Source organism: Telluria sp. Soil_C_11 (genome assembly GCF_057657395.1).
This window is the reverse complement of record NZ_JBDGIN010000004.1, coordinates 334908-355461: the sequence shown is the minus strand read 5'-3', so window position 1 is coordinate 355461 and position 20554 is coordinate 334908. Positions and strand designations below refer to the sequence as shown.

The window sequence follows — 20554 nt, the reverse complement described above, 5'->3', positions numbered from 1 at the left end:
AGAATCGTGGAAGACCTGCTCCTGCTGATCCATCGGATCCCCTATCCGCCCAACAAGGGCGACAAGATCCGTTCGTACCACCTGCTCAAGCACCTGGCCAAGCATTACCGGGTGCACCTGGCGACCTTCGTGGACGACCCGGACGACTGGCAATACGTGCCGCATGTGGAGGCACTGTGCGCGAGCAGCCACTTTGCCCGCATGAACCCGCTGATGGCGCGCGTGAAGAGCCTGGGCGCCCTGCTGAAGAACCGCTCGCTGTCGCTGGAGTACTACCGCGATGCCAAGCTGGCGCGCTGGGTGCGCGACACGGTGGCCGCGCAGGGGATCGAGCGCGTGCTGGTGTTCTCGTCGGCGATGGCGCAGTACGCCGATCCCTACCGCCAGGCGCGCCGGGTGGTCGATTTCGTCGACGTCGACTCCGACAAGTGGCGCCAGTACGCGGACAAGAAGTCCTGGCCGATGAGCTGGCTGTACGGCTATGAAGCGGCGCGCCTGCTCGACTACGAGCGCCAGGTGGCGCGCGACTACGACGCCTCGCTGTTCGTGTCGGCCCCCGAGGCGGCCCTGTTCCGCCGGCTGGCGCCGGAGAGCGGCGCCAAGATCGGCCATTTCAGCAACGGCGTCGACACCGACTACTTCACGCCCGAAGCCGCCCACGCCAACCCCTACCAGCCGGACGAACGCGCGCTGGTGTTCACCGGCGCGATGGATTACTGGCCCAACGTGGACGCGGTCCAGTGGTTCTGCGACAACGTGTTCCCGGCCCTGCGCGAACGCTTCCCGGAGCTGCGCTTCTACATCGTCGGCTCGCGCCCGAACCCGGCGGTGCAGGCCCTCGGCCAGCGCCCCGGCGTGACGGTCACCGGCACCGTGCCGGACGTGCGGCCCTATATCGCCCACGCGGCGGTGGCGGTGGCGCCGCTGCGGATCGCGCGCGGCATCCAGAACAAGGTGCTGGAAGCGATGGCGATGGCGCGCGCGGTGGTGGTGTCGCCGCAGGCGCTGGAAGGCATCGATGCCGAACCGGGCAGCGAACTGGTGCTGGCCGAAGACGCCGCCGCCTTCATCGACGCCGTGAATGCGCTGCTGGCCAGCCAGGACGGCGCGGCCGAGGCGATCGGCCTGGCCGCGCGCGCCAAGGTCCAGCGCCGCTACAGCTGGTCGAGCAATCTTGCCTGCATCGGAGAGAACCTGGAATGATGCTGAATCCACCGCCCGGGGTCTCCCCGGATGCCACCGCCGCCGTCCCGCCTGCAGCGCGCCTGTCGCGCGCAGCCATCGCCCTGATCGCGCTGGCCTTGCTGGCGCCGTTCGCGCTGTACTTCGGCACCGTCGAATCGATCGTCTCGATCTGGAACAGTTCCGAGACCTTCGCCCACGGCTACGTGATCCTGCCGATCAGCCTGTGGTTGATCTGGCGCCGCCGTGCAAACTTCAGCCTCTATCCGCCCAGGCCCTGGGCGCCGGCGCTGATCCTGCTGGCGCTGCTCGGCGCCGGCTGGCTGGCGGCCCGGCTGGGCGAGGTGCAGGTGGTGTCCCAATACACCTTCGTGGCCATGTTCCCGGTCGCCGCGCTGGCCCTGCTCGGCCCGCGCCTGGCCGGCTCGCTCGCCTTCCCGCTGCTGTTCCTGCTGTTCGCGGTGCCGTTCGGCGAAGTCTTCGTCGGCCCGCTGATCCAGTTCACCGCCGACTTCACGGTGGCCGCGGTGCAGGCCACCGGCATCCCGGTGCTGCGCAGCGGCACCCGCTTCGAGCTGCCGACCGGGAACTGGTCGGTGGTCGAGGCCTGCAGCGGCGTGCGCTACCTGATTTCCTCGATCACGCTGGGCTGCCTGTACGCCTATCTGACCTACCGCTCGATGACGCGGCGCGCCCTGTTCATCGCCCTGTCGGTGGTGGTGCCGGTCATCGCCAACGGCCTGCGCGCCTACATGATCGTGATGATCGGCCACCTGTCCGGCATGGAACTGGCCACCGGCGTCGACCACCTGATCTACGGCTGGCTGTTCTTCGGCCTGGTCATGTTCATCATGTTCTGGATCGGCAGCTACTGGCGCGAGGACACCGACGTCCCGCCGGCGGCCGCCGGCGCAGCGCGCGCAGACGCCGGCGCACCCGGCCGCATCCCGGCCATGGTCGCCTGCGTCGTGGCCCTGTGCGCCGTCTGGCCGGCGTTCGCGCTGTACGGCGAGCATGCCAACCACAATCCGGCAAAGGTCGAGCTGGCGCACGTAGCCGTGAACTGGCCCGAGGCGCCCGCATTCGCCGACTGGAAGCCGGACTACATGGCGCCCGACGCCGCCCTGCGCCGCAGCTACCGCCAGGGCGCGAGCCCGGTCGACCTGAACCTGCTCTATTACCGCAACCAGGACCGCAGCAAGTCCCTGATCAGCTCCATCAACCGCCTGGCCGGCTACAAGGACAGCTGGCACGAAACCGCGTCGACCAAGCGCACCGTGAACCTGAACGGGGTCGCGCTGACCGTGCGCGAGACGGTGCTGCGCAGCGAGGGCCGGGCCCTGCTGGTGTGGGACTGGATGCGCATCGGCGGCCGCGAGACCACCAGCAACGCGGTCGGCAAACTGCTGCAGGCGCAGTCCAAACTGTTGTTGCGCGGTGACGATGGCGCGGCCGTGATGCTGTCCGCGCCCTTCGACGAACAGCCCGATGCAGCGCGTGCGACACTTCTTTCATTTCTGTTGGATAATTATAAAAACATCAATGACACGCTCAATTCCGCGGGTCATCACTGAATTGAAGTAACGCGATATGTGCATCATCAAAGTTGCAACACGACTGCAGGGCGGAGAGGTTTCGGCATGACTGCGCCCCTGATCGTCCACCTGACGTACAGCCTCGACTTCGGCGGCCTCGAAACCCTGATGGTCGAGCGCATCAATCGGATGCCGGCCCACGCCTACCGGCATGCGATCGTTGCGTTGACCTTCTACACCGATTTCACCCGCAAGATCACCAAGCCGGACGTCGAGGTGTACGCGCTGGACAAGCAACCCGGCCTGTCGCTGGGCACCCATGCGGCCCTGTTCAAGCTGCTGCGCCGTTTGCGCCCGGCGATCCTGCACACCTATAACCTGGCCGCGATCGAGTACGCGCCGGCGGCGATGCTGGCCGGCGTGCCGGTGCGCATCAATGGCCTGCACGGACGCGATGCCGGCGACCCCGAAGGACGCAACCCCAAGCACAAGCTGCTGCGCCAGCTGATGCTGCCGTTTTATGACTGCTGCTACGCCAATTCCGGCGACATGCTGGCCTGGAACCGCGACTTCATCGGCGTGCCCGAACATAAAAGCTGCCTGCTGGCCAACGGCATCGACGCCGATCGCTTCCGCCCGCCGGCGCAGGACGAAACGCGCCCGGATTTCGGTTTCGGCCCGGGCTGCCGGGTGATCGGCACCGTCGGCCGCGTGCAGGACGTCAAGGACCATGCGACCCTGATCGACGCCTTCGCCCTGCTGCGCGCGCGCCTGCCGGAGCAGGCCGCCGGGTTGCGCCTGGCGATCGTCGGCGACGGCCCGCTGCTGGCGCCGTTGCGCGAGAAGGTGCGCACGCTCGGCCTGGAAGGCCTGGTCTGGCTGCCCGGCGCGCGCTACGACATCCCGGAGATCCTGCGCGGCTTCGACGTGTATGCCATTTCCTCGATCGCCGAAGGCACGCCCGGCAGCGTGCTGGAAGCGATGGCCAGCGGCCTGCCCGCGGTCGGCACCCGCGTCGGCGGCGTCCCGGAGGTGATCGCCGAAGGCGTCACCGGCCAGCTGGTTCCGCCGCGCGACCCGTCGGCGATGGCCGATGCGCTGGCGCGCTACGTGCTGGCGCCCGAGCTGGCGGCCGCGCACGGCGCCGCAGGGCGGGCGCGCGTACTTTCCCATTATTCGATGCCGGCGATGGTCGCCGGCTACCAGGCCCTCTACGACAGCCTGTGCGAACGTAAAACCCCATTCAGGAAGCCCATCAAATCATGTGTGGAATAGTCGGCATTTTCGATACCCGCGGCGCACGTCCGATCGATCCCGTGCTGCTCAAGCGGATGAACGAGACCCAGCATCACCGCGGTCCTGACGAGGGCGACATCTACACCGAACCCGGCGTCGGCTTCGGCCACCGCCGCCTGTCGGTGATCGACCTGGCCAGCGGCCAGCAGCCGATGTTCAATGCCGCGGGCGACGTCGGCGTCGTGTTCAACGGCGAGATCTACAACTACCGCGAACTGACCGCCGAGCTGGAAAAGCTGGGCTTCGTATTCCGCACCAACAGCGATACCGAAGCCGTGGTCCACGCCTGGGAAGCCTGGGGCGAGGACTGCGTGCACCGCCTGCGCGGCATGTTCGCGATCGCGATCTGGGACCGCACCAGGCAGACCATGTTCATGGCGCGCGACCACATGGGCGTGAAACCCTTCTTCTACGCGGAGCTGCCGGACGGGATGTTCATCTTCGGTTCCGAATTGAAGTCGCTGCGCGCCCATCCGGGCCTGGCGCGCGAGATCGACCCGACCGCGGTCGAGGATTATTTCGCCTTTGGCTACGTGCCGGAACCGAAGACCATCTATGCCGGCGCGCGCAAGCTGGCGCCGGGCTACTGCATGCTGGTGCGCATCGGCCAGCCGGTCCCGCAGCCGAGGCGCTGGTGGGACGTGCCGTTCAAGCAGCACCAGATGATGACCGAGGCCGACGCCGCCGGCGAACTGACGGCACGCGTGCGCGAAGCGGTGAAGAGCCAGCTGAAGGCCGACGTGCCGCTCGGCGCCTTCCTGTCGGGCGGGGTCGACTCGAGCGCAGTGGTGGCGATGATGGCCGGCCTGGACGACAAGCCGGTCAACACCTGCTCGATCGCGTTCAACGACAAGGCCTTCGACGAGTCCGAATACGCCGAGCAGGTCGCGCGCCAGTACAAGACCAACCACCATACCGAGACCGTCGATACCGACGACTACGCCCTGCTCGACACTCTCGCCGGCCTGTACGACGAGCCGTATGCCGACAGCTCGGCGATCCCGACCTACCGCGTGTGCCAGCTGGCGCGCAAGCGCGTGACGGTGGCGCTGTCGGGCGACGGCGGCGACGAGAACCTGGCCGGCTACCGCCGCTACCGCCTGGCCATGGCCGAGGACGCGGTACGCTCGAAGATCCCGCCGTCGCTGCGCCGCAACGTGTTCGGCCCGCTCGGCCGCTACTACCCGAAAGCCGACTGGGCGCCGCGCGTGTTCCGCGCCAAGACCACCTTCGAATCGCTGGCGCGCGACCTGGTCGAGGGCTACTTCCACGGCGTCTCGGTCATGTCCGACGCCATGCGCGAACGCCTGTTCACCCCGGAGTTCCGCCAGCGCCTGCAGGGCCACCGTGCGATCGACGTGATGCGCGGCCACGCCGCCAACGCGCCGACCGACGATCCGCTGTCGCTGATCCAGTACCTCGACATGAAGACCTACCTGCCCGGCGACATCCTGACCAAGGTCGACCGCGCCAGCATGGCGCACGCGCTCGAAGTGCGCGTGCCCTTGCTCGACCACGAGCTGGTCGAGTGGATTTCCGGCCTGTCGTCCTCGATCAAGCTGAAGAACGGCGAAGGCAAGTACATCTTCAAGAAGAGCCTCGAACGCCACCTGCCGCACGATATCCTGTACCGCAAGAAGCAGGGCTTCGCGGTGCCGCTGGCGACCTGGTTCCGCGGCCCGCTGCGCCAGCGCGTGCGCGAGTCGCTGCTGGGTCCGATCCTGGCCGGCACCGGCATCTTCAATACCGCCTTCCTGGCCGAGATCGTCGAACAGCACGAGTCGGGCCGCCGCGATTACAGCGCGCCGATCTGGACCACGCTGATGTTCGAGGCCTTCCTGCGCAAAGAAATGGAGGCGGCGTAAATGCGTGTCCTGCACATCCTGGACCACTCGATCCCGCTGCACAGCGGCTACACCTTCCGCACCCGCGCGATCCTGCGCGAGCAGCGCGCGCTCGGCTGGGAAACCTTCCATGTGACCGGCTCGAAGCAGCATTCGAAGGACATGCTGGAAGAGACCGTGGACGGCCTGCATTTCTACCGCACCCCGGCCTCGGCGGGGCCGCTGGCCAGGCTGCCGGTGCTGAACCAGAAGGAAGTCATCGACGGCCTCACCAGGCGCCTGGCCGAGATCATCCCGCAGGTCAGGCCGGACGTCCTGCACGCGCACTCGCCCTCGCTCAACGCCGTGGCCGCACTGCGCGCCGGGCGCCGCTTCGGCATCCCGGTGGTCTACGAGGTGCGCGCGTTCTGGGAGGACGCCGCCGTCGACCACGGCACCTCGAAGGAATTCGGCCTGCGCTACCGCGCTACCCGTGCGCTCGAAACCTGGGCGCTCAAGCGCGCCAGCGCCGTCACCACCATCTGCGAAGGCCTGCGCAAGGACATCGTGGCGCGCGGCATCCCGGCCTCGAAGGTCACGGTGATCCCGAACGCGGTGGACATCGACAAGTTCGCGGTCGGCGGCAGCGCCGACCTGCAGCTCAAGGAAAAACTCGGCCTGTCGGGCGCGCGCCTGGTCGGCTTCATCGGCTCGTTCTACGCCTACGAAGGCCTGGACGTGCTGCTGCGCGCGGTGCCGCAACTGGTGGCGCGCCTGCCCGACCTGCGCGTGCTGCTGGTCGGCGGCGGTCCGCAGGACGAAGCCCTGCGCCGCCTGGCACGTGAGCTCGGCATTGCCGACAAGGTGGTGTTCACCGGCCGCGTGCCGCACGACCAGGTACAAAAGTATTACGACCTGCTCGACGTGCTGGTCTACCCGCGCCTGTCGATGCGCCTGACCGACCTGGTCACGCCCCTGAAGCCGCTGGAAGCGATGGCCCAGGGCCGGGTGCTGGCGGCCTCGGACGTCGGCGGCCACCTCGAGCTGATCGCGGACGGCAAGACCGGCGTACTGTTCAAGGCCGACGACCCGGCCGCCCTGGCGGACAAGCTCATCGGCCTGCTCGAGGCGCAGGATTCCTGGCCGGCGCTGCGTGCGGCCGGGCGCCAGTATGTCGAGACCGAGCGCAACTGGCGTGTCAGCGTGGCGCGCTACAAGACCATCTATGGCGGCCTGACGGACCGCAAGGCCGCATAACGATCATGGTTTCCAGAATCGCGATACCTATCCGCTGCTCCTGTGCGGGCGCAGGAGTCGGCCATGCGTGACGTACTTCTGACTCTCATCATCGGTTTCCTGATGCTGCAGATCCCCAAGCGGCCCGAGATCGGGGTAATGACCTTCACCTGGCTGTCGCTGATGAATCCGCACCGGCTGACCTATGGTTTCGCGTTCAGCTTCCCATGGGTGGCCGCCGTCGGCGGACTGACGCTGCTGGCGCTGATGTCCCGTTCCAACCAGGTGAAGCTGCCGAAGACGGCGCTGACGACCGTCCTGATCATGTTCATGGTCTGGATGAGTTTGACCACCATCTTCGCGTTCGAGCAGGAACGCGCCTGGGGCGAATGGAACCGCGTGATGAAGACCCTGTTCTTCGCGCTGGTCACCATGGCCGCGTTGAGGAACGAAAAGGACACCAGGATGTTCGCCGCGGTGGTCACGTTCTCGCTGGCGTTCTACGGGCTCAAGGGCGGCCTCTTTACGCTGCTGTCGGGCGGTTCGAGCCGGGTGCAGGGTCCGCCCGGCACCTACATCACCGACAATAACGACCTGGCGCTGGCCCTGCTGACCATCGTGCCGCTGGTCTGGTACCTGCACCTGCAGGCGCAGAAGCGCTGGCTGCGCTGGGGATTCGCCCTGCTGGCCATGCTGACGATGACCGCGGTCATCGGTTCCTACTCGCGCGGCGCCCTGGTGGGCAGCGCCGCCATGCTGTTCTTCCTCTGGCTCAAGAGCCGGAGCAAGCTGCGCACCGGCCTGCTGGTGCTGCTGGTGGTGCCGCTCGTCTACCTGGCGATGCCGGAACAGTGGTTCGGCCGGATGGAATCGATCGGCGAGTACAAGGCGGACAGTTCGGCGATGGGCCGGGTGAATGCATGGCACTTCGCCACCAATGTCGCCAGCGACAACATCATGGGCGGCGGCTTCCTGACCTTCACCCCCAGGATGTTCCGCATGTATGCGCCGGTCCCGACCGACGTCCATGCGCCGCACAGCCTCTACTTCCAGGTGCTCGGCGAGCATGGCTTCGTGGGCCTCGCGCTGTTCCTCACCTTCCTCTTTCTCAGCTGGCGCACCGGCAAGCGCGTGCTGCGCTTCTGCAAGGACAAGCCCGAGCTGAAATGGGCCGCCGACCTGGCGGCAATGTGCCAGGTCAGCCTGATCGGCTACTGCGTGGGCGGGGCATTCCTGACGCTTGCCTATGCCGACCTGCTGTATGACGTCGTCATCATCCTGGTCCTGCTGGAAAAGGTCCTGATCCTGCAGAAGCCGGAGCCGGCCAGGATTGCAGCGCCAGCGGTGGCGGAGCGGCCGCACGCGGTCGGGAATGGCCTGACATGATGGCATCCAAAATGCCGAATGGGCGTTCCGCCCGCCTGATCCGGGCCGCCGGCAGCGTGCTCGCTCCGCGGCGCATGGCCAACCGCTTGTGCGTGCTGAGCTACCACCGGATCCTGCCCCAGCCCGACCCCCTGCTCGACGACGAACCGACCGTCGAAACCTTCCGCTGGCAGATGCGGCTGCTGTCGCGTTACTTCAATGTGCTGGCGCTGCCGGATGCGATGGCCAGGCTGGCGGAAGGCTGCCTGCCGCCGCGCGCCGTGTGCGTCACCTTCGACGACGGTTACCGCTCGACCCACGACCTGGCGCTGCCGGTGCTGCGCGAGTTCGACCTGCCGGCCACGGTCTTCGTGTCGACCGCCTACCTGAACTCGGGGATGATGTGGAACGAAGCGATCGTCGACGCCGTGCGCAAGCTGCCCGAGGGCACCCTCGACATGTCGGTCGCCGGCATCGGCCCGTATGTCGTGCAGAGCAGTGCCGACCGGCGCAACCTGTTGAAGGAACTGAACGCCCGCGCCAAGTACCTGCCGCCGCAGGAACGGCAGGCGCTCACCGAGCGGCTGGCCGCGATCGCCCGCAGCCATGGCGTCGACGACCTCATGCTCACCGCGGACATGATCCGGGCCATGGCGGCGCAGCGCTTCGAGATCGGCGCGCACACGGTGTCGCACCCGATCCTGACCTCCCTCAACGACGCGGATGCATACCATGAAATCGTGCAGGGCAAGCACGACCTGGAAGCCGTCACCGGCACGCCGGTGCGTTATTTCGCCTACCCGAACGGCAAGGTCGGCAAGGATTTCGACGAGCGCCACAAGGAGATGGTGCGCGCCGCCGGTTTCGCCGCCGCCTTCTCCACCGAGATGGGCACTGCCGTGCGCGGCGACGATCTGTTCCAGTTGCCGCGCAGCCGGCCGTGGGACGGCAATCCTTTCATGTTCGGGCTGCGTCTGTTGCGCTGGCTGGCCCAGGAGTAATCAATGTTAAGTAACAACATCAGGATCGACCGGTCCGCCGATGACATCACGAAGGACGCCACGCCCGGGATCCGTACCCAGGAACCCGTCCAGGCAGGCAAGCGCGTACTGATGGTCGCCTTCCACTTCCCGCCAGAAGCGATCAGCAGCGGCATCCAGCGCACGCTGAGCTTTACCAAGCACCTGGGCCACCATGGCTGGGAGCCGCTGGTCCTGTCGGTTCATCCGAGGGCATACAGCCAGCCGAATCCTTCGCAGCTGGCCAGCGTTCCGGCCAACCTGGTCGTACGGCGCGCCTTCGCCTTCGACGCCAAGAACCACCTGGGCATCAAGGGCCGCTATCCGGGCCTGCTGGCGCTGCCCGATCGCTGGGTGTCATGGCTGCTGGGCGCGGTACCGGCCGGCCTGTCGCTGATCCGCCGCTACCGCCCGGACGTGATCTGGTCGACCTTCCCGATCTCCACCGCGCACCTGATCGGATTGATCCTGCATCGCCTGACCGGCCTGCCGTGGGTCGCCGATTTCCGCGACCCGATGGTGCAGCCTTCCTATCCCGATTCGCCGCTCCAGCGCCGGATCTACCAGTGGATCGAGCGCCAGACCATCCTGCGCTGCCAGAAAGCCGTGTTCACGACCCACAGCGCGATGGATTCCTACCTGACGCGCTACCCCGATGTGCCGGCCTCGAAATTCAGCGTGATCGAGAACGGCTACGACGAGGATGGTTTCGATGGCGGCGCGGCGGCGGCGCCGGCCCCGTCTTCCGGGCCGCGGCCCCTGACCCTGGTGCACAGCGGCGTGCTGTACCAGGACGGACGCGACCCGTCCGCTTTCCTGCGCGCGCTCGCCATGCTCAAGAGTCTCGGCAAGCTGGATGCCGCGTCCCTGCGCGTGATCCTGCGCGCGTCCGGCGACGACGACGAGATCCGCGCACTCGCGCAACAGTACGGCGTCGGCGACATGGTCGAGGTGGCGCCGTCGATCCCGTACCGCGAGGCGCTGTCGGAGATGCTGGCGGCGGACGGCCTGCTGGTGTTCCAGGGCACGCCCTTCAATACCCAGATTCCGGCCAAGATCTACGAATACTTCCGCGCCCGCAAACCGGTCCTCGGCCTGGTCGACACCGGCGGCGAGACCGCGCGCGTACTCCGTGCGGCCGGCTTTTCGAGCATCGCGAACATGGACAGCAGCGAGGAGATTGCAAGGGTGCTGGAACAGTTCGCCGGCGACATCACGCACGGCCGGGCCCATGTGGCCAGCGAGGAACTGGTGGCGGCGTCGTCGCGCGCGCACCGTGCGGGACAGCTGGCCGAGGTGCTGCGCCGGGCGGCGCGGTCCCAGGCCGCTGCCGGTCCGGCTTCGGCCAACTGAGGATTCCCGGCATTCCGGGTTTGGACGGGGCTGCCGGTTGCGGCCCCGCCCGGCGGGTCAGCGCTGCTGGAAATCGATGATGCGCTGGTCGACGATGCGGCCGTTCTTGATGCAGATCGCCGGGCCGAGCACCTTGTCGTCCTCGGCCCTGTCCTCGATGATCACATCCAGGTATTTCACCATCTGGTCGCCGAGGCAATCGGTCACCGAATAACCGATCAGCGCCGGCGTGTGGTCGACCACATAGTGCAGGACGCCGTCGACGCTGTAGGTCGGCTGCTCGATCGTGGTCGGGCGGCTGGTCTCGATCGCGCCGGCGCGGTCGCAGCTGATGTCGACGATCATGCCCGGATTGCGCAGGCGGCGCAGGTCTTCGCGGTAGATGATGTGGTCCTTGCGGTAGACGTCCCACAGCAGGCCGTTCACGACCACGTCGTATTTCTCGAGTTCCTCGCGCAGCAGCTTCTCGGTCTTGCGCTCGTAGACGTTGATATGCGCGCCCATGCAGGACAGGATGCGGTACGCGCCGCGCGCCACGTTGCCGCGGCCGATCAGCGCCACATTGCATTCGTAGACCAGTTTGCCGTACAGCGTGAACGCATGCATGATCGCCGCTTCGCCGGCCAGCTCGTTACTGCGCCAGAACACGTGGCGCCCACCCTCGAACATGTCTTCCCACGCGATCGCCGTCATTTCCCGGCCGACGATCTTGTCGGTAATCGAGCGGTTCTGCACCGCATGGACCCAGCCGAACACGGTCTGTCCGCCGCGCAGCTCTTCGAGATAGGTGGCGTCGCCGATCTTCGGGTCGCAAATGACGTCCTTCGTCAGCGCTTCTTCGCGGCTGACGACATGCGCGCCGGCGCGGCGGTATTCTTCGTCGTCATGCCCGAACGCGGCGCCGTATCCTTCTTCGAAGTAAAGCTTATCGCGATTGCGGATAAGCGCGATATGCTTGGGCAGCATCGCACGACGCTTCTCGTTTTCCTTCGTACTGATCATCAGACCGACTGTCTTCATGTCATCCCCTCTTGACGGTTAACCTCGCTTAAATCTGTCACGCTCCCCTGCCGCCTGGACTGTGAAGCGGCACCGGGAGTAATGAATGGCCGTGCCTGCTGATTCAGGCGCACCAGCTGCAGCAAGGGCCCGAACAGCCAGCCGCGGCGGCGCCGCAGGTTGGGCATGAGGCCGGACAGCAGCAGCACGAACTTGTTGGGCAGGCTCAGGTACTTGAGCGCACCGCGCACGACCGTCGGGTCGCCATACACGAAGCGTTCCTCGGCACGGTCGCGCGCATCGCTGACATCGGCCGCGAGCGGCTGGTGGTCGGGCGGAAGGTTGCGCGATCCCGCGAAGTCGTAATACTCCGGATAGAAACGGCGCAGGCACTCCTTCTGGAAGAACCATTTGTATTTTTCGGCGGGGTGGTATTCCAGGGTCGCCCGCGCGAATTCCAGGTCACAGTACGGAAACACCACGACGTGGCCGGGCGGATGCGTCATCGTGATCCACGGGCTGATGGCGCGGCGCGTACGCGACTCGAGGAATGCCAGCTCCGCCTGGTTGATATTCGGTGCAAATTGCGCAAGGTATTCGCGATAGCGCTGCTGGAATTCGGACAGCGCCGGGAACTGGCCCGACAGCTGGTCCAGCACGAACGGCTTGCTGGTTTCGCGCACCAGCAGTTCGGCATCCTTTTCCGGCGTCTCATGCAGTCCATCGATCTCGAAGCCCGAGTTGCCGAAGGTATCGCCGGCCAGGCCGTCGAACACCAGCGAGGGCGGACGCCTGGCGAGCCAGCGCATGAACGGCATGCCCCAGGCGTGCATGAAGGTTTCGGTGCCGATCAATTGCTGGCGGCGCGCGGCGTCCGCTTCGATCGCGTCCGGCGCGGCGGCTGGGACCAGCTCGCAATCGACGCCGAATGCTTGTGCGATTTTGGGCGCGAAAAACGAATCGATGTCGTAGTCCCGCCCGTTCTTGCGGTGGAAGGTCTGGCACGTCACCGCCTTGAAAGGGATGCTCTTGCGAAGCAGCGTGGCGAAGAAACGGCGCGAATCGAAACCGCTCGAAAAAGGCAGGACCACCTCGCCCGCCTGCAGGCGCAGGCAACGGCCGATCGCTGCCTGGTAGGCATCCTCGACGAAACGGAAAGCCTCGTCGTCGATGGTGCGGGTGCCGGCCGGAAGCGCCGCGAAATCGAACCACTGCACGGTGTCGGCCTGGGCGCGGCGGATCGTCATCTGGACGCCGGGACCCACGCGCGCGATATCGGCATAAAAACTGCGATCGCCCACGACCTGGCCGTTCTGCAGCAGCGCGGCCCATGCCGTCATGTCGGGCGCGTCGCCGGCAAAATGGATCAGCGCCGGGTGGGAGGCGAACAGCCACGCCTCGCCGCTGCGGCGGTAGAACAGCGGGCCGATGCCGAATGCATCGCTGCGCACCACCGCCTGCTGCAGCTGGGGATCGAAGCGGAGATAGGCAAACACGCCATTTTCGAGTTCGGCGTGCGAGGTCAGCGCCTGCAATTCTTCCGGCGCCGAATAGGAATGCACCGCGAGCGCGCTTTCGTAACCGCGGAACACGATCTTCGATCCATCCACCTCGTGGACCAGGCCTTTGCCGTTTTGCGGCGCACGCGAGCTGACGGCCCAGAAATGCGGACTGTTCAGCACCGCCAGCTTGCCGTCATCGCCGCCAAGGAACTCGGGCGCACTTTCGGGAAACACGCAGGCGATAAAGAACTCGACGTCCTGGAAGTTCTTCGACAATGACTGCAGATCGATTTTCATTTTGCCTCGCTGGGTGCACCGATCACCGATGGGGTCGTGCGCTTGATTTTTTTAAGAAAATAGCTTTCCGCGCCTTCCGGGCAGCCGGCCATGCGCCATGCCAGCAGTACCGTGCCGGAATAGGCGACGACGCCGGTGGCCACCTTCAGCACCAGCATCATCCACAGCGGCACGGCAACCGCCGTTTCGAGCAGCATCAGCGCCAGCACCATGACCACGCAGCCGAGGATGGGCCGTCCGGTGCCGCGCAACAGCATCGCCACCGACAGGCCCGGGATGTAGCGCATCAGCATGGCGTACGAGATACCGAAGGTCAGCACGACGGAAGCCATGCGGATCTGTGCGATCAGCTCCGGATCCAGGCGGCTGTGCAGCAGCATCACGCCTGCGCCGAACATGACGATCTGGATCCAGCTGGTCAGGGCCAGCAGGCGGATCTGGCCGATCACGGTCAGCACGTAGTTGGCGCTGCTGCTGATCGACTGGATAATGTTGGACAAGGCCAGGATCTGGATGAAGGGCACGATGAAGACCCATTTTTCCCCGAGCGCGACGGGCACCAGTTCGTGCGCCGTCATGACGAAACCGACGCAGGCCGGGAAGGTCACCATCACCTGCACGGCCTGCGCCGTCAGCAACAGGCTCGTCAGTTCGGCAAGGTTGTCGCGCACCCGTGCGAACGCGGGAAACAGGACGCGATTGATCGGGGCCAGCAAGTCCGTACCGGGCACGTCGGCAATCTCGGTGGCGAGCGTGTAGCCGCCGGTAATCGCGGTGCTGGCGACGCCGCCGACCAGGAAGATGTGCAGCTTGCGGTCGAGGTATTGGCTGACGTTCTTGACCAGGACCCATTGCGACACCGAGAAGATCTCGCGCAGGTACTGCAGAGAAAAGCGCGGACGCATCGGATGCACCACATAACTGGCCAGGGTGCTTGCCAGGCGGCCGCACACGGTCCCGATGACCATGCCCCAGTAACTGCGCAGCACCAGCACCAGCACCATGGTGACCGTGAAGCCGACCAGGCGCTTGAACAGCACGAACTTGGCGTCGGCGCTGAAGCGAAGCTCTTTCTGGAAATTGATGACGCCAACGTTTTCGAACGCCGCGATCAGCAGGGACAAGGCCATCAGTTGCACGACCAGCGTGACGCGCGGATCCTTGTAGTACTCCGCGGCGAACGGTGCGATGACGGCCAGCACCAGGGCCACGCAGCAGCTTTGAAGAATGCGCAAGGTCCAGGCCGTGTCGTAGAAACCCTGCGGCGGGTCCTTGCGCTGAATGACGGCGACGTTGACCCCGAGATCGAAGATCACGTCGGCAAATGCGACGACCACCGATGCCATCGCCACAATGCCGAAGTCATCGGGAACGAGCAGACGAGCCAGGATAAAGGTGCTGACGATGCCGATCAGACGATCGACCCAGCGCATCACGACCATCAGGATCGCGCCGCTGGCAATGCTATTGCTTTTTTTGGAAGCCATGTTTCCGACTACTTTGGATACGTCAGGGACAAAGTCCCGGGTAGCCAAGGAATGAGTGCACAGTAAGTAGCAATGGCAAGCGGAACCCGGTCACCGGCATCGTGACCGCACGGATTCTGTGCCATTGAGCGAAAGAAATGTTGCTAGTTCAGGTTAGACGATGCGTCTAGATGTGTCAACAAATGCAACAATCGTGCGCGGGGGGTAGTCTGGAGTGTTGCTTCTAACTCTTGCTTTCCGTAAAGGTAGAGAGGGGGTTCAGACCAGGACTTCGACCACGTCCGGATGGCTCAAGAAGCCGCCCGGGCTGGCGCTCCGGCCGTAGGCGCCCGACTGGAACACCACCACCAGGTCGCCCGGTTCGGCGCGCGGCAGCTCCATCTTCTCGGCCAGCAGGTCGAGCGGGGTGCACAGCGGGCCGACCACCGACACCACTTCCGTGTCCTGCTGGTCGATGCGGTTGCCGATCGCGGCCGGATAGTTCTTGCGGATCACCTGGCCGAAGTTGCCGGACGCCGCCAGGTGGTGGTGCAGGCCGCCGTCGGTCACGAGGAACACCTGGCCGCGCGAGACCTTGCGGTCGATGACGCGCGCCACGTACACGCCCGCCTCGCCGACCAGGTAGCGTCCCAGCTCGATGTTCAGGCGCGCCTGGGGCAAGGCCGCCTGCACGCGCGGCAGCGCCTGCGCCAGCCGTTCGCCGATCGGCGCCAGGTCGAGCCGCGCCTCGCCCGGGAAATACGGGATCCCGAAGCCGCCGCCGATGTTCAGCACGCGCACCGGGTCGCGGCACTCGCCGGCCAGGCGCAGCGCCAGTTCGAGGGTCTGGGCCTGGGCCTCGGCGATCGCCTCGGCCTTCAGGCTCTGCGAACCGGAAAAGATGTGGAAGCCGAGCACCGTGAGGCCGAGCTGCGCCGCCAGCGCCAGCATGCGCGGCGCCTCCTCGGCATCGATGCCGAACTGCTTGGCGCCGCCGCCCATGCGCATGCCCGAGCCCTTCAGCTCGAAGTCCGGGTTGATGCGCAGGACCAGCTGCGGCGCCACGCCGAGCTGCGCGCCGATCTGCGCCAGCAGGCGGATCTCGCGCTCCGATTCGGCGTGCACGTGGACGCCGGCGGCCACCGCCTGGGTGAGCTCCGCCTCGGACTTTCCGGGGCCGGCGAAGCTGATGTGACCGGGGTCCTTGCCGGTGTCCAGCGCCACCTTCAGTTCGCCGCCCGAGGCGACGTCGAGCCCGTCGACCAGGCCGGCCAGGTGCTGCACCAGCACCGGCATCGGATTGGCCTTGATCGAATAGTGCAGCCCGACCGCATCCGGCAGGTGCGCGCGCACATGGCGCACGCGCTCGCTGACCAGTGCGCGGTCATAGGCATAGAAGGGGGTGCGGCCGACGCGCTGCGCCAGCCGGGTCAGCGGCACGCCGCCGACCTGCAGGCAGCCATCGGCGGTGGCGAACAGCGTCTGTTCTGCGTGGACGGGGCGGGGTGTATTCATCATGGCGTGTCGAACATCGTTGAATAGGACTGGCGCAGCAGGTTGCGGTCGATCTTGCCGTTCGGGTTGCGCGGGAACTGGCCGTCGTGCGGCGCGACGTGGGCCGGCACCATCCAGGCCGGCAGGCGGCGCTGGCATTCCTTGAGCAGGTCGGCCGGCGTGACGCCGTCGCGCAGCACCGCCAGCAGCACGATCGCCTGGCCCAGCGCCGGATGCGGCACGCCGAAGGCGGCGGCTTCCAGCGCCAGCCCGGTCGCGTGCACGGCCTCTTCGACTTCGGTCGGGCTGACCCGGTAGCCCGAGACCTTGATCATGTCGTCGCTGCGGCCGATGAAGTACAGGTAGCCCTCCTCGTCCATGCGCACCGTGTCGCCCGACCAGACCGCCATCTCGGTCAGCGGCAGGGCCGGGTCCTGCCCGGGCGCCGGGCGGAACCGTTCGGCGGTTTTCACGGGATCGTTCCAGTAGCCGAGCGAGACCAGCGCGCCGCGGTGCACCAGTTCGCCCGGTTCGCCGGGCGCGCAGGGCGTGCCGTCCGGCCGCACCACCATCACCTGCGCGTTCGGGATCGCGCGCCCGATCGAGTCGGGGCGGCGCGCCAGTTCCGACGGCGGCAGGTAGGTCGAGCGGAAGGCTTCGGTCAGGCCGTACATCAGGAACAGCTGCGCCTGCGGCAGCACGCGGCGCAGCAGGTCGACGGTGGCGGTCGGCATGGCGCCGCCCGAATTGGTGAGATAGCGCAGCGAGCAATCCTCCGGCCAGGGCAGCGCCGCCAGCTGGATCCACAGCGGCGGCACCGCCGCCAGGCCGGTGATGCGCTCGTCCTGCACCGCCTTGACGATATCGCGCGGGAACAGGTAGTTCATCAGCACCGCGGTGGCGCCGGCCAGGAAGGCGGTGGTCAGCTGCGACAGGCCGTAGTCGAAGCTGAGCGGCAGCACCGACAGCACCCGGTCGCGCGGCGTCAGTTCGAGGTAGCTGGCCACGCTGTGCGCGCCGGCCACCATGTTCCGGTGCGACAGCACCACGCCCTTCGGCTTGCCGGTGCTGCCCGAGGTGTACAGGATCGCGGCGATGTCGGCGTCGATCGCGCGGCGCGGCGCCAGCGCGGCCGGCTGCGGGCGCGCCTGCACGGCGTCCCAGGCCTGCACGGAAGCCGATGTCGTGGTCGATGCGGCCGCCGCCGGGAGCCCGGACTTCGGCGCCGCGCCGGTCACCAGCACGGTGCGCAGGTCCGGGCAGCCGGCCAACGCGGCGTCCAGCTGCGCCAGGCGCTCGGCGGAGGTGACCAGCACCCGCACATTGCAGTCGGCCAGGATGTACGCCACCTGCTCGGCCTTGAGCAGCGGATTGACCGGGACGAACACGGCGCCGGCCAGGCTGGCGCCGAACATCGCCGCCACGTTCTCGACGCGCTTGTCGAGGTAGACGGCGACGCGCTCGCCGCGCCGGATCCCGGCAGCGAGCAGGGCGCCGGCGGCCTGCTCGACCGCGCCGGCCAGGGCCGCGTAGTCGAGCCGCTGTCCGCCGTGCACCAGCGCTTCGGCGCCGGGGGTACGGCGTGCGGAATCGAAGATGAAATCGTGGATCAGGTCAGGCATAGGGGGATGGGTGTGTCGTGCAGGTGGGCATCTTAACAGCTTGGCCGGGAGCCCGACATAATTGTTTAGTTTCCAACATATCTCGTGGCAAATTTTTCTACTCTGGGGCTATACTCCGGCAATGGTTTCCACCCAGGCTCCCCGTCCGCTGGTCCCGCTCGCACCGATCCTGTCCGCCGCCTCGTTCCGCCGCGCCGCCCCGGCACGCCTGCCGACCCTGCTCGACGCCGGCCAGGCGCGGCTGGTCACCAGCGGCCGCGTCGCGATCGCGCTGGCGCTGCGCGAAATGGGCGTCGGCCCCGGCCACGAGGTGCTGGTGCCGGCCTGGCACAGCCCCTCGATGATCCCGCCGGTGCTGTGGCGCGGCGCGCGGCCCGTGTTCTACCGCCTGCACCCGGACGCCACGGTCGACCTGGACGACATCGCGGCGAAGATCGGCCCGGCCACCCGGGCGCTGATGGTGACGCATTATTTCGGCTTCATGCAGGCGGTGGAGCGGGTGCGCGCGCTGTGCGATGCGCGCGGCGTGCCGCTGCTGGAAGACTGCGCGCACGCCTTCATCGGCGAGTACCGCGGCGCGCCGGTCGGTTCCACCGGCGACTACGCGATCGGCAGCAGCATGAAGTTCTTCCCGATTTACGAAGGCGGCGCGCTGGTGTCGAGCCGGCACAGCCTGGAAGGGGTGCCGCTGCGCCCGGCCGGCGCCGGTTTCGAGGCCAAGGTGGCGCTGAATTCCCTGGAAAACGGTTTCGCCTACGGCCGCCTGCCGGCCGCGCGTGCGGCGCTGTGGCTGCCGCTGCGGCTCAAGGGCACGCTGTGGAACCTGGCCAAGCGCCGCCGCCCGGCCGGCGCGCAGGGACCGGCACCGGCGCTGGCGCCCGGCTCGTCCGACAGCAGCTTCGCGCTCGACCCGGACTGGATCGACAAGCGCTCTTCGTGGTTTTCGCGCACGATGCTGCGCCTGGTCTCGCCGAGCCGCATCGCGGCGCTGCGCCGGGCCAACTACGCGCGCCTGGACGCCGCCCTGCGCGGCATGCCGGGCGTGCGCCCGCTGTACCCGGCGCTGCCCGACGGCGTCTGCCCCTGGGTCTATCCGCTGGTGGCCGACGATCCCGCGCTGCTGTACGAACGCGTGCAGGCCGCCGGGGTGCCGGTGACGCGCTTCGGCAATCCGCTGTGGGAAGGGGTGGACGAAGGGGTATGCGCCAACAGCGCCTGGCTGTCGCGCCATGTGCTGTCCTTCCCCTGCCACCAGGAGCTGCGCGACGTGGAGCTGGCCTGGATGATTGACGCGATCGGAAAGGCGCTGCAGCCATGAAGTGGACACTCCAGCCCGCGGCGCGCCTGGCCGGCCTGGCCCGCCAGTGGGACGACCTGCACCGCTCGAGCGGCGCCTCGCTGCTGCTGGCCCATGATTTCGTGGCGCCGCTGCTGGACGCCTTCGGCAGCGGCAGGGAACTGCTGGCGATCTGCGAACGCGACGGCGCGCCGGCCGCGATGGCGATCGTGACGCCGTCGCGGCGCGGCAGCTGGACCACCTTCCAGCCTGCCCAGGCGCCGCTCGGGCTGTGGCTGCAGCAGCCCGGCCTGGACCTGGAAGCGCTGCTGGCGGGCCTGGTGCGCGCCCTGCCCGGCTTTCCGCTGGTGTTCGGCCTGACCCAGATGGATCCGGCGCTGATGCCGCGCCCGCCCGACAGCGCGCAACTGTCCACGCTCGACTACATCGACACCGCCAGGGTCACGCTCGCCGGCGCCTTCGACGACTACTGGCAGGCGCGCGGCAAGAACCTGCGCAGCAACCTGAAAAAACAGCGCGCGAAGCTGGACAAGGACGGCGTGGCGCTCGCGCTGCGGGTCAGCCGCGACCCGGCCGACATGGCGCAGGCGGTGGCCGACTATGCGCGCCTGGAAAGCTCGGGCTGGAAGGAAGGCTGCGGCACCGCGGTCCATGCGGACGATCCGCAGGGGCGTTACTATCGCGCGATGCTGGAAGCGCTGTGCCGGCGCGGCGCGGGCCGCGTCTATCGCTATTACTTCGGCGAGCGGCTGGTGGCGATGGACCTGTGCGTCGAGGACGATGCCTGCATCGTGGTGCTGAAGACCGCCTACGACGAGAGCGTGCCGAAGCAGTTCTCGCCGACCCTGCTGATGCGCGAGGAAGCGACGCGCGCGCTGTTCGACGAAGGCCGGCTCGGCCGGATCGAGTTCTACGGCAGGGTCATGGAATGGCACCTGCGCTGGACGGACGAGGTGCGCACTATGTACCATGTCAATTATTACCGTTGGCCGGGCTTGCGCCGCCTGCACGCGATGCTCGAATCGCGCGCGCGCAGCCGGCAGGCCACGGTGGCGTAACAAAGGAGCA

Annotated in this window: 15 protein-coding genes; 10 read left to right on the top strand and 5 right to left on the bottom strand. The window is 67.2% G+C overall.

From position 1 onward, the window contains the following. Window positions 1–6: 6 nt before the first annotated feature. From AC3A6M_RS09625 to AC3A6M_RS09590, 8 genes are all read left to right on the top strand, one after another. On the top strand, window positions 7–1203 hold the full coding sequence (locus tag AC3A6M_RS09625; protein ID WP_487852498.1) for a TIGR03087 family PEP-CTERM/XrtA system glycosyltransferase: 1197 nt from the start codon (window positions 7–9) through the stop codon (window positions 1201–1203). Further along, complete coding sequence (gene xrtA, locus AC3A6M_RS09620; RefSeq protein WP_487852497.1) at window positions 1200–2756, top strand: exosortase A; 1557 nt, start codon at window positions 1200–1202, stop codon at window positions 2754–2756. The genes AC3A6M_RS09625 and xrtA overlap by 4 nt, the downstream gene beginning before the upstream one ends. A gap of 66 nt (window positions 2757–2822) precedes the next feature. Continuing rightward, window positions 2823–3992, top strand: a complete 1170-nt coding sequence (locus tag AC3A6M_RS09615; protein WP_487852496.1) for a TIGR03088 family PEP-CTERM/XrtA system glycosyltransferase — start codon at window positions 2823–2825, stop codon at window positions 3990–3992. Beyond that, window positions 3980–5878: an XrtA/PEP-CTERM system amidotransferase gene (locus AC3A6M_RS09610; protein ID WP_487852495.1), complete on the top strand. Its 1899-nt coding sequence runs from the start codon at window positions 3980–3982 to the stop codon at window positions 5876–5878. Before AC3A6M_RS09615 ends, AC3A6M_RS09610 begins: the two co-directional genes overlap by 13 nt. Beyond that, window positions 5879–7093 carry a TIGR04063 family PEP-CTERM/XrtA system glycosyltransferase gene (locus AC3A6M_RS09605; RefSeq protein WP_487852494.1) on the top strand — a complete coding sequence of 405 codons (1215 nt, stop codon included), beginning with the start codon at window positions 5879–5881 and terminating at the stop codon, window positions 7091–7093. 63 nt (window positions 7094–7156) lie between these two features. Then, on the top strand, window positions 7157–8458 hold the full coding sequence (locus AC3A6M_RS09600; protein ID WP_487852493.1) for a putative O-glycosylation ligase, exosortase A system-associated: 1302 nt from the start codon (window positions 7157–7159) through the stop codon (window positions 8456–8458). Further along, window positions 8455–9438, top strand: coding sequence for a polysaccharide deacetylase family protein (locus AC3A6M_RS09595; RefSeq protein WP_487852492.1), 984 nt, complete (start codon window positions 8455–8457; stop codon window positions 9436–9438). The genes AC3A6M_RS09600 and AC3A6M_RS09595 overlap by 4 nt, the downstream gene beginning before the upstream one ends. Before the next feature lie 3 nt (window positions 9439–9441). After that, on the top strand, window positions 9442–10809 hold the full coding sequence (locus tag AC3A6M_RS09590; RefSeq protein ID WP_487852491.1) for a glycosyltransferase: 1368 nt from the start codon (window positions 9442–9444) through the stop codon (window positions 10807–10809). 57 nt (window positions 10810–10866) lie between these two features. On the opposite strand, the gene AC3A6M_RS09585 is transcribed toward AC3A6M_RS09590, so the two are convergent. The 5 genes from AC3A6M_RS09585 to AC3A6M_RS09565 all read right to left on the bottom strand — a co-directional run bounded on the left by AC3A6M_RS09585 (window position 10867) and on the right by AC3A6M_RS09565 (window position 18189). Next, window positions 10867–11829 (bottom strand): N(5)-(carboxyethyl)ornithine synthase, encoded by a 963-nt coding sequence (locus tag AC3A6M_RS09585; RefSeq protein WP_487852490.1) that lies wholly within the window; start codon window positions 11827–11829, stop codon window positions 10867–10869. Continuing rightward, window positions 11826–13607 carry a hypothetical protein gene (locus tag AC3A6M_RS09580; RefSeq protein WP_487852489.1) on the bottom strand — a complete coding sequence of 594 codons (1782 nt, stop codon included), beginning with the start codon at window positions 13605–13607 and terminating at the stop codon, window positions 11826–11828. Before AC3A6M_RS09580 ends, AC3A6M_RS09585 begins: the two co-directional genes overlap by 4 nt. Further along, window positions 13604–15094 carry a lipopolysaccharide biosynthesis protein gene (locus AC3A6M_RS09575; protein ID WP_487852488.1) on the bottom strand — a complete coding sequence of 497 codons (1491 nt, stop codon included), beginning with the start codon at window positions 15092–15094 and terminating at the stop codon, window positions 13604–13606. Before AC3A6M_RS09575 ends, AC3A6M_RS09580 begins: the two co-directional genes overlap by 4 nt. A 258-nt stretch (window positions 15095–15352) precedes the next feature. Beyond that, window positions 15353–16588: a pyridoxal-dependent decarboxylase, exosortase A system-associated gene (locus AC3A6M_RS09570; protein ID WP_487852614.1), complete on the bottom strand. Its 1236-nt coding sequence runs from the start codon at window positions 16586–16588 to the stop codon at window positions 15353–15355. Beyond that, entirely contained in the window at window positions 16588–18189 is a 1602-nt protein-coding gene (locus AC3A6M_RS09565) for an acyl-CoA ligase (AMP-forming), exosortase A system-associated (protein WP_487852487.1), read from the bottom strand. Before AC3A6M_RS09565 ends, AC3A6M_RS09570 begins: the two co-directional genes overlap by 1 nt. Before the next feature lie 121 nt (window positions 18190–18310). Between AC3A6M_RS09565 and AC3A6M_RS09560 the strand changes: the two genes are divergently transcribed. Both AC3A6M_RS09560 and AC3A6M_RS09555 read left to right on the top strand, forming a co-directional pair. Next, window positions 18311–19507: an aminotransferase class I/II-fold pyridoxal phosphate-dependent enzyme gene (locus tag AC3A6M_RS09560; protein WP_487852486.1), complete on the top strand. Its 1197-nt coding sequence runs from the start codon at window positions 18311–18313 to the stop codon at window positions 19505–19507. Beyond that, complete coding sequence (locus AC3A6M_RS09555; protein ID WP_487852485.1) at window positions 19504–20544, top strand: GNAT family N-acetyltransferase; 1041 nt, start codon at window positions 19504–19506, stop codon at window positions 20542–20544. Before AC3A6M_RS09560 ends, AC3A6M_RS09555 begins: the two co-directional genes overlap by 4 nt. Window positions 20545–20554: the final 10 nt, after the last annotated feature.

What these genes read in the sequence shown, in the direction of transcription:
- xrtA (WP_487852497.1), top strand. Translation starts at nt 1,200, where the DNA reads ATGATGCTGAATCCACCGCCCGGGGTCTCCCCGGATGCCACCGCCGCC.
- AC3A6M_RS09615 (WP_487852496.1), top strand. Translation starts at nt 2,823, where the DNA reads ATGACTGCGCCCCTGATCGTCCACCTGACGTACAGCCTCGACTTCGGC.
- AC3A6M_RS09610 (WP_487852495.1), top strand. Translation starts at nt 3,980, where the DNA reads ATGTGTGGAATAGTCGGCATTTTCGATACCCGCGGCGCACGTCCGATC.
- AC3A6M_RS09605 (WP_487852494.1), top strand. Translation starts at nt 5,879, where the DNA reads ATGCGTGTCCTGCACATCCTGGACCACTCGATCCCGCTGCACAGCGGC.
- AC3A6M_RS09600 (WP_487852493.1), top strand. Translation starts at nt 7,157, where the DNA reads ATGCGTGACGTACTTCTGACTCTCATCATCGGTTTCCTGATGCTGCAG.
- AC3A6M_RS09595 (WP_487852492.1), top strand. Translation starts at nt 8,455, where the DNA reads ATGATGGCATCCAAAATGCCGAATGGGCGTTCCGCCCGCCTGATCCGG.
- AC3A6M_RS09590 (WP_487852491.1), top strand. Translation starts at nt 9,442, where the DNA reads ATGTTAAGTAACAACATCAGGATCGACCGGTCCGCCGATGACATCACG.
- AC3A6M_RS09585 (WP_487852490.1), bottom strand. Translation starts at nt 11,829, where the DNA reads ATGAAGACAGTCGGTCTGATGATCAGTACGAAGGAAAACGAGAAGCGT.
- AC3A6M_RS09580 (WP_487852489.1), bottom strand. Translation starts at nt 13,607, where the DNA reads ATGAAAATCGATCTGCAGTCATTGTCGAAGAACTTCCAGGACGTCGAG.
- AC3A6M_RS09575 (WP_487852488.1), bottom strand. Translation starts at nt 15,094, where the DNA reads ATGGCTTCCAAAAAAAGCAATAGCATTGCCAGCGGCGCGATCCTGATG.
- AC3A6M_RS09570 (WP_487852614.1), bottom strand. Translation starts at nt 16,588, where the DNA reads ATGAATACACCCCGCCCCGTCCACGCAGAACAGACGCTGTTCGCCACC.
- AC3A6M_RS09565 (WP_487852487.1), bottom strand. Translation starts at nt 18,189, where the DNA reads ATGCCTGACCTGATCCACGATTTCATCTTCGATTCCGCACGCCGTACC.
- AC3A6M_RS09560 (WP_487852486.1), top strand. Translation starts at nt 18,311, where the DNA reads ATGGTTTCCACCCAGGCTCCCCGTCCGCTGGTCCCGCTCGCACCGATC.
- AC3A6M_RS09555 (WP_487852485.1), top strand. Translation starts at nt 19,504, where the DNA reads ATGAAGTGGACACTCCAGCCCGCGGCGCGCCTGGCCGGCCTGGCCCGC.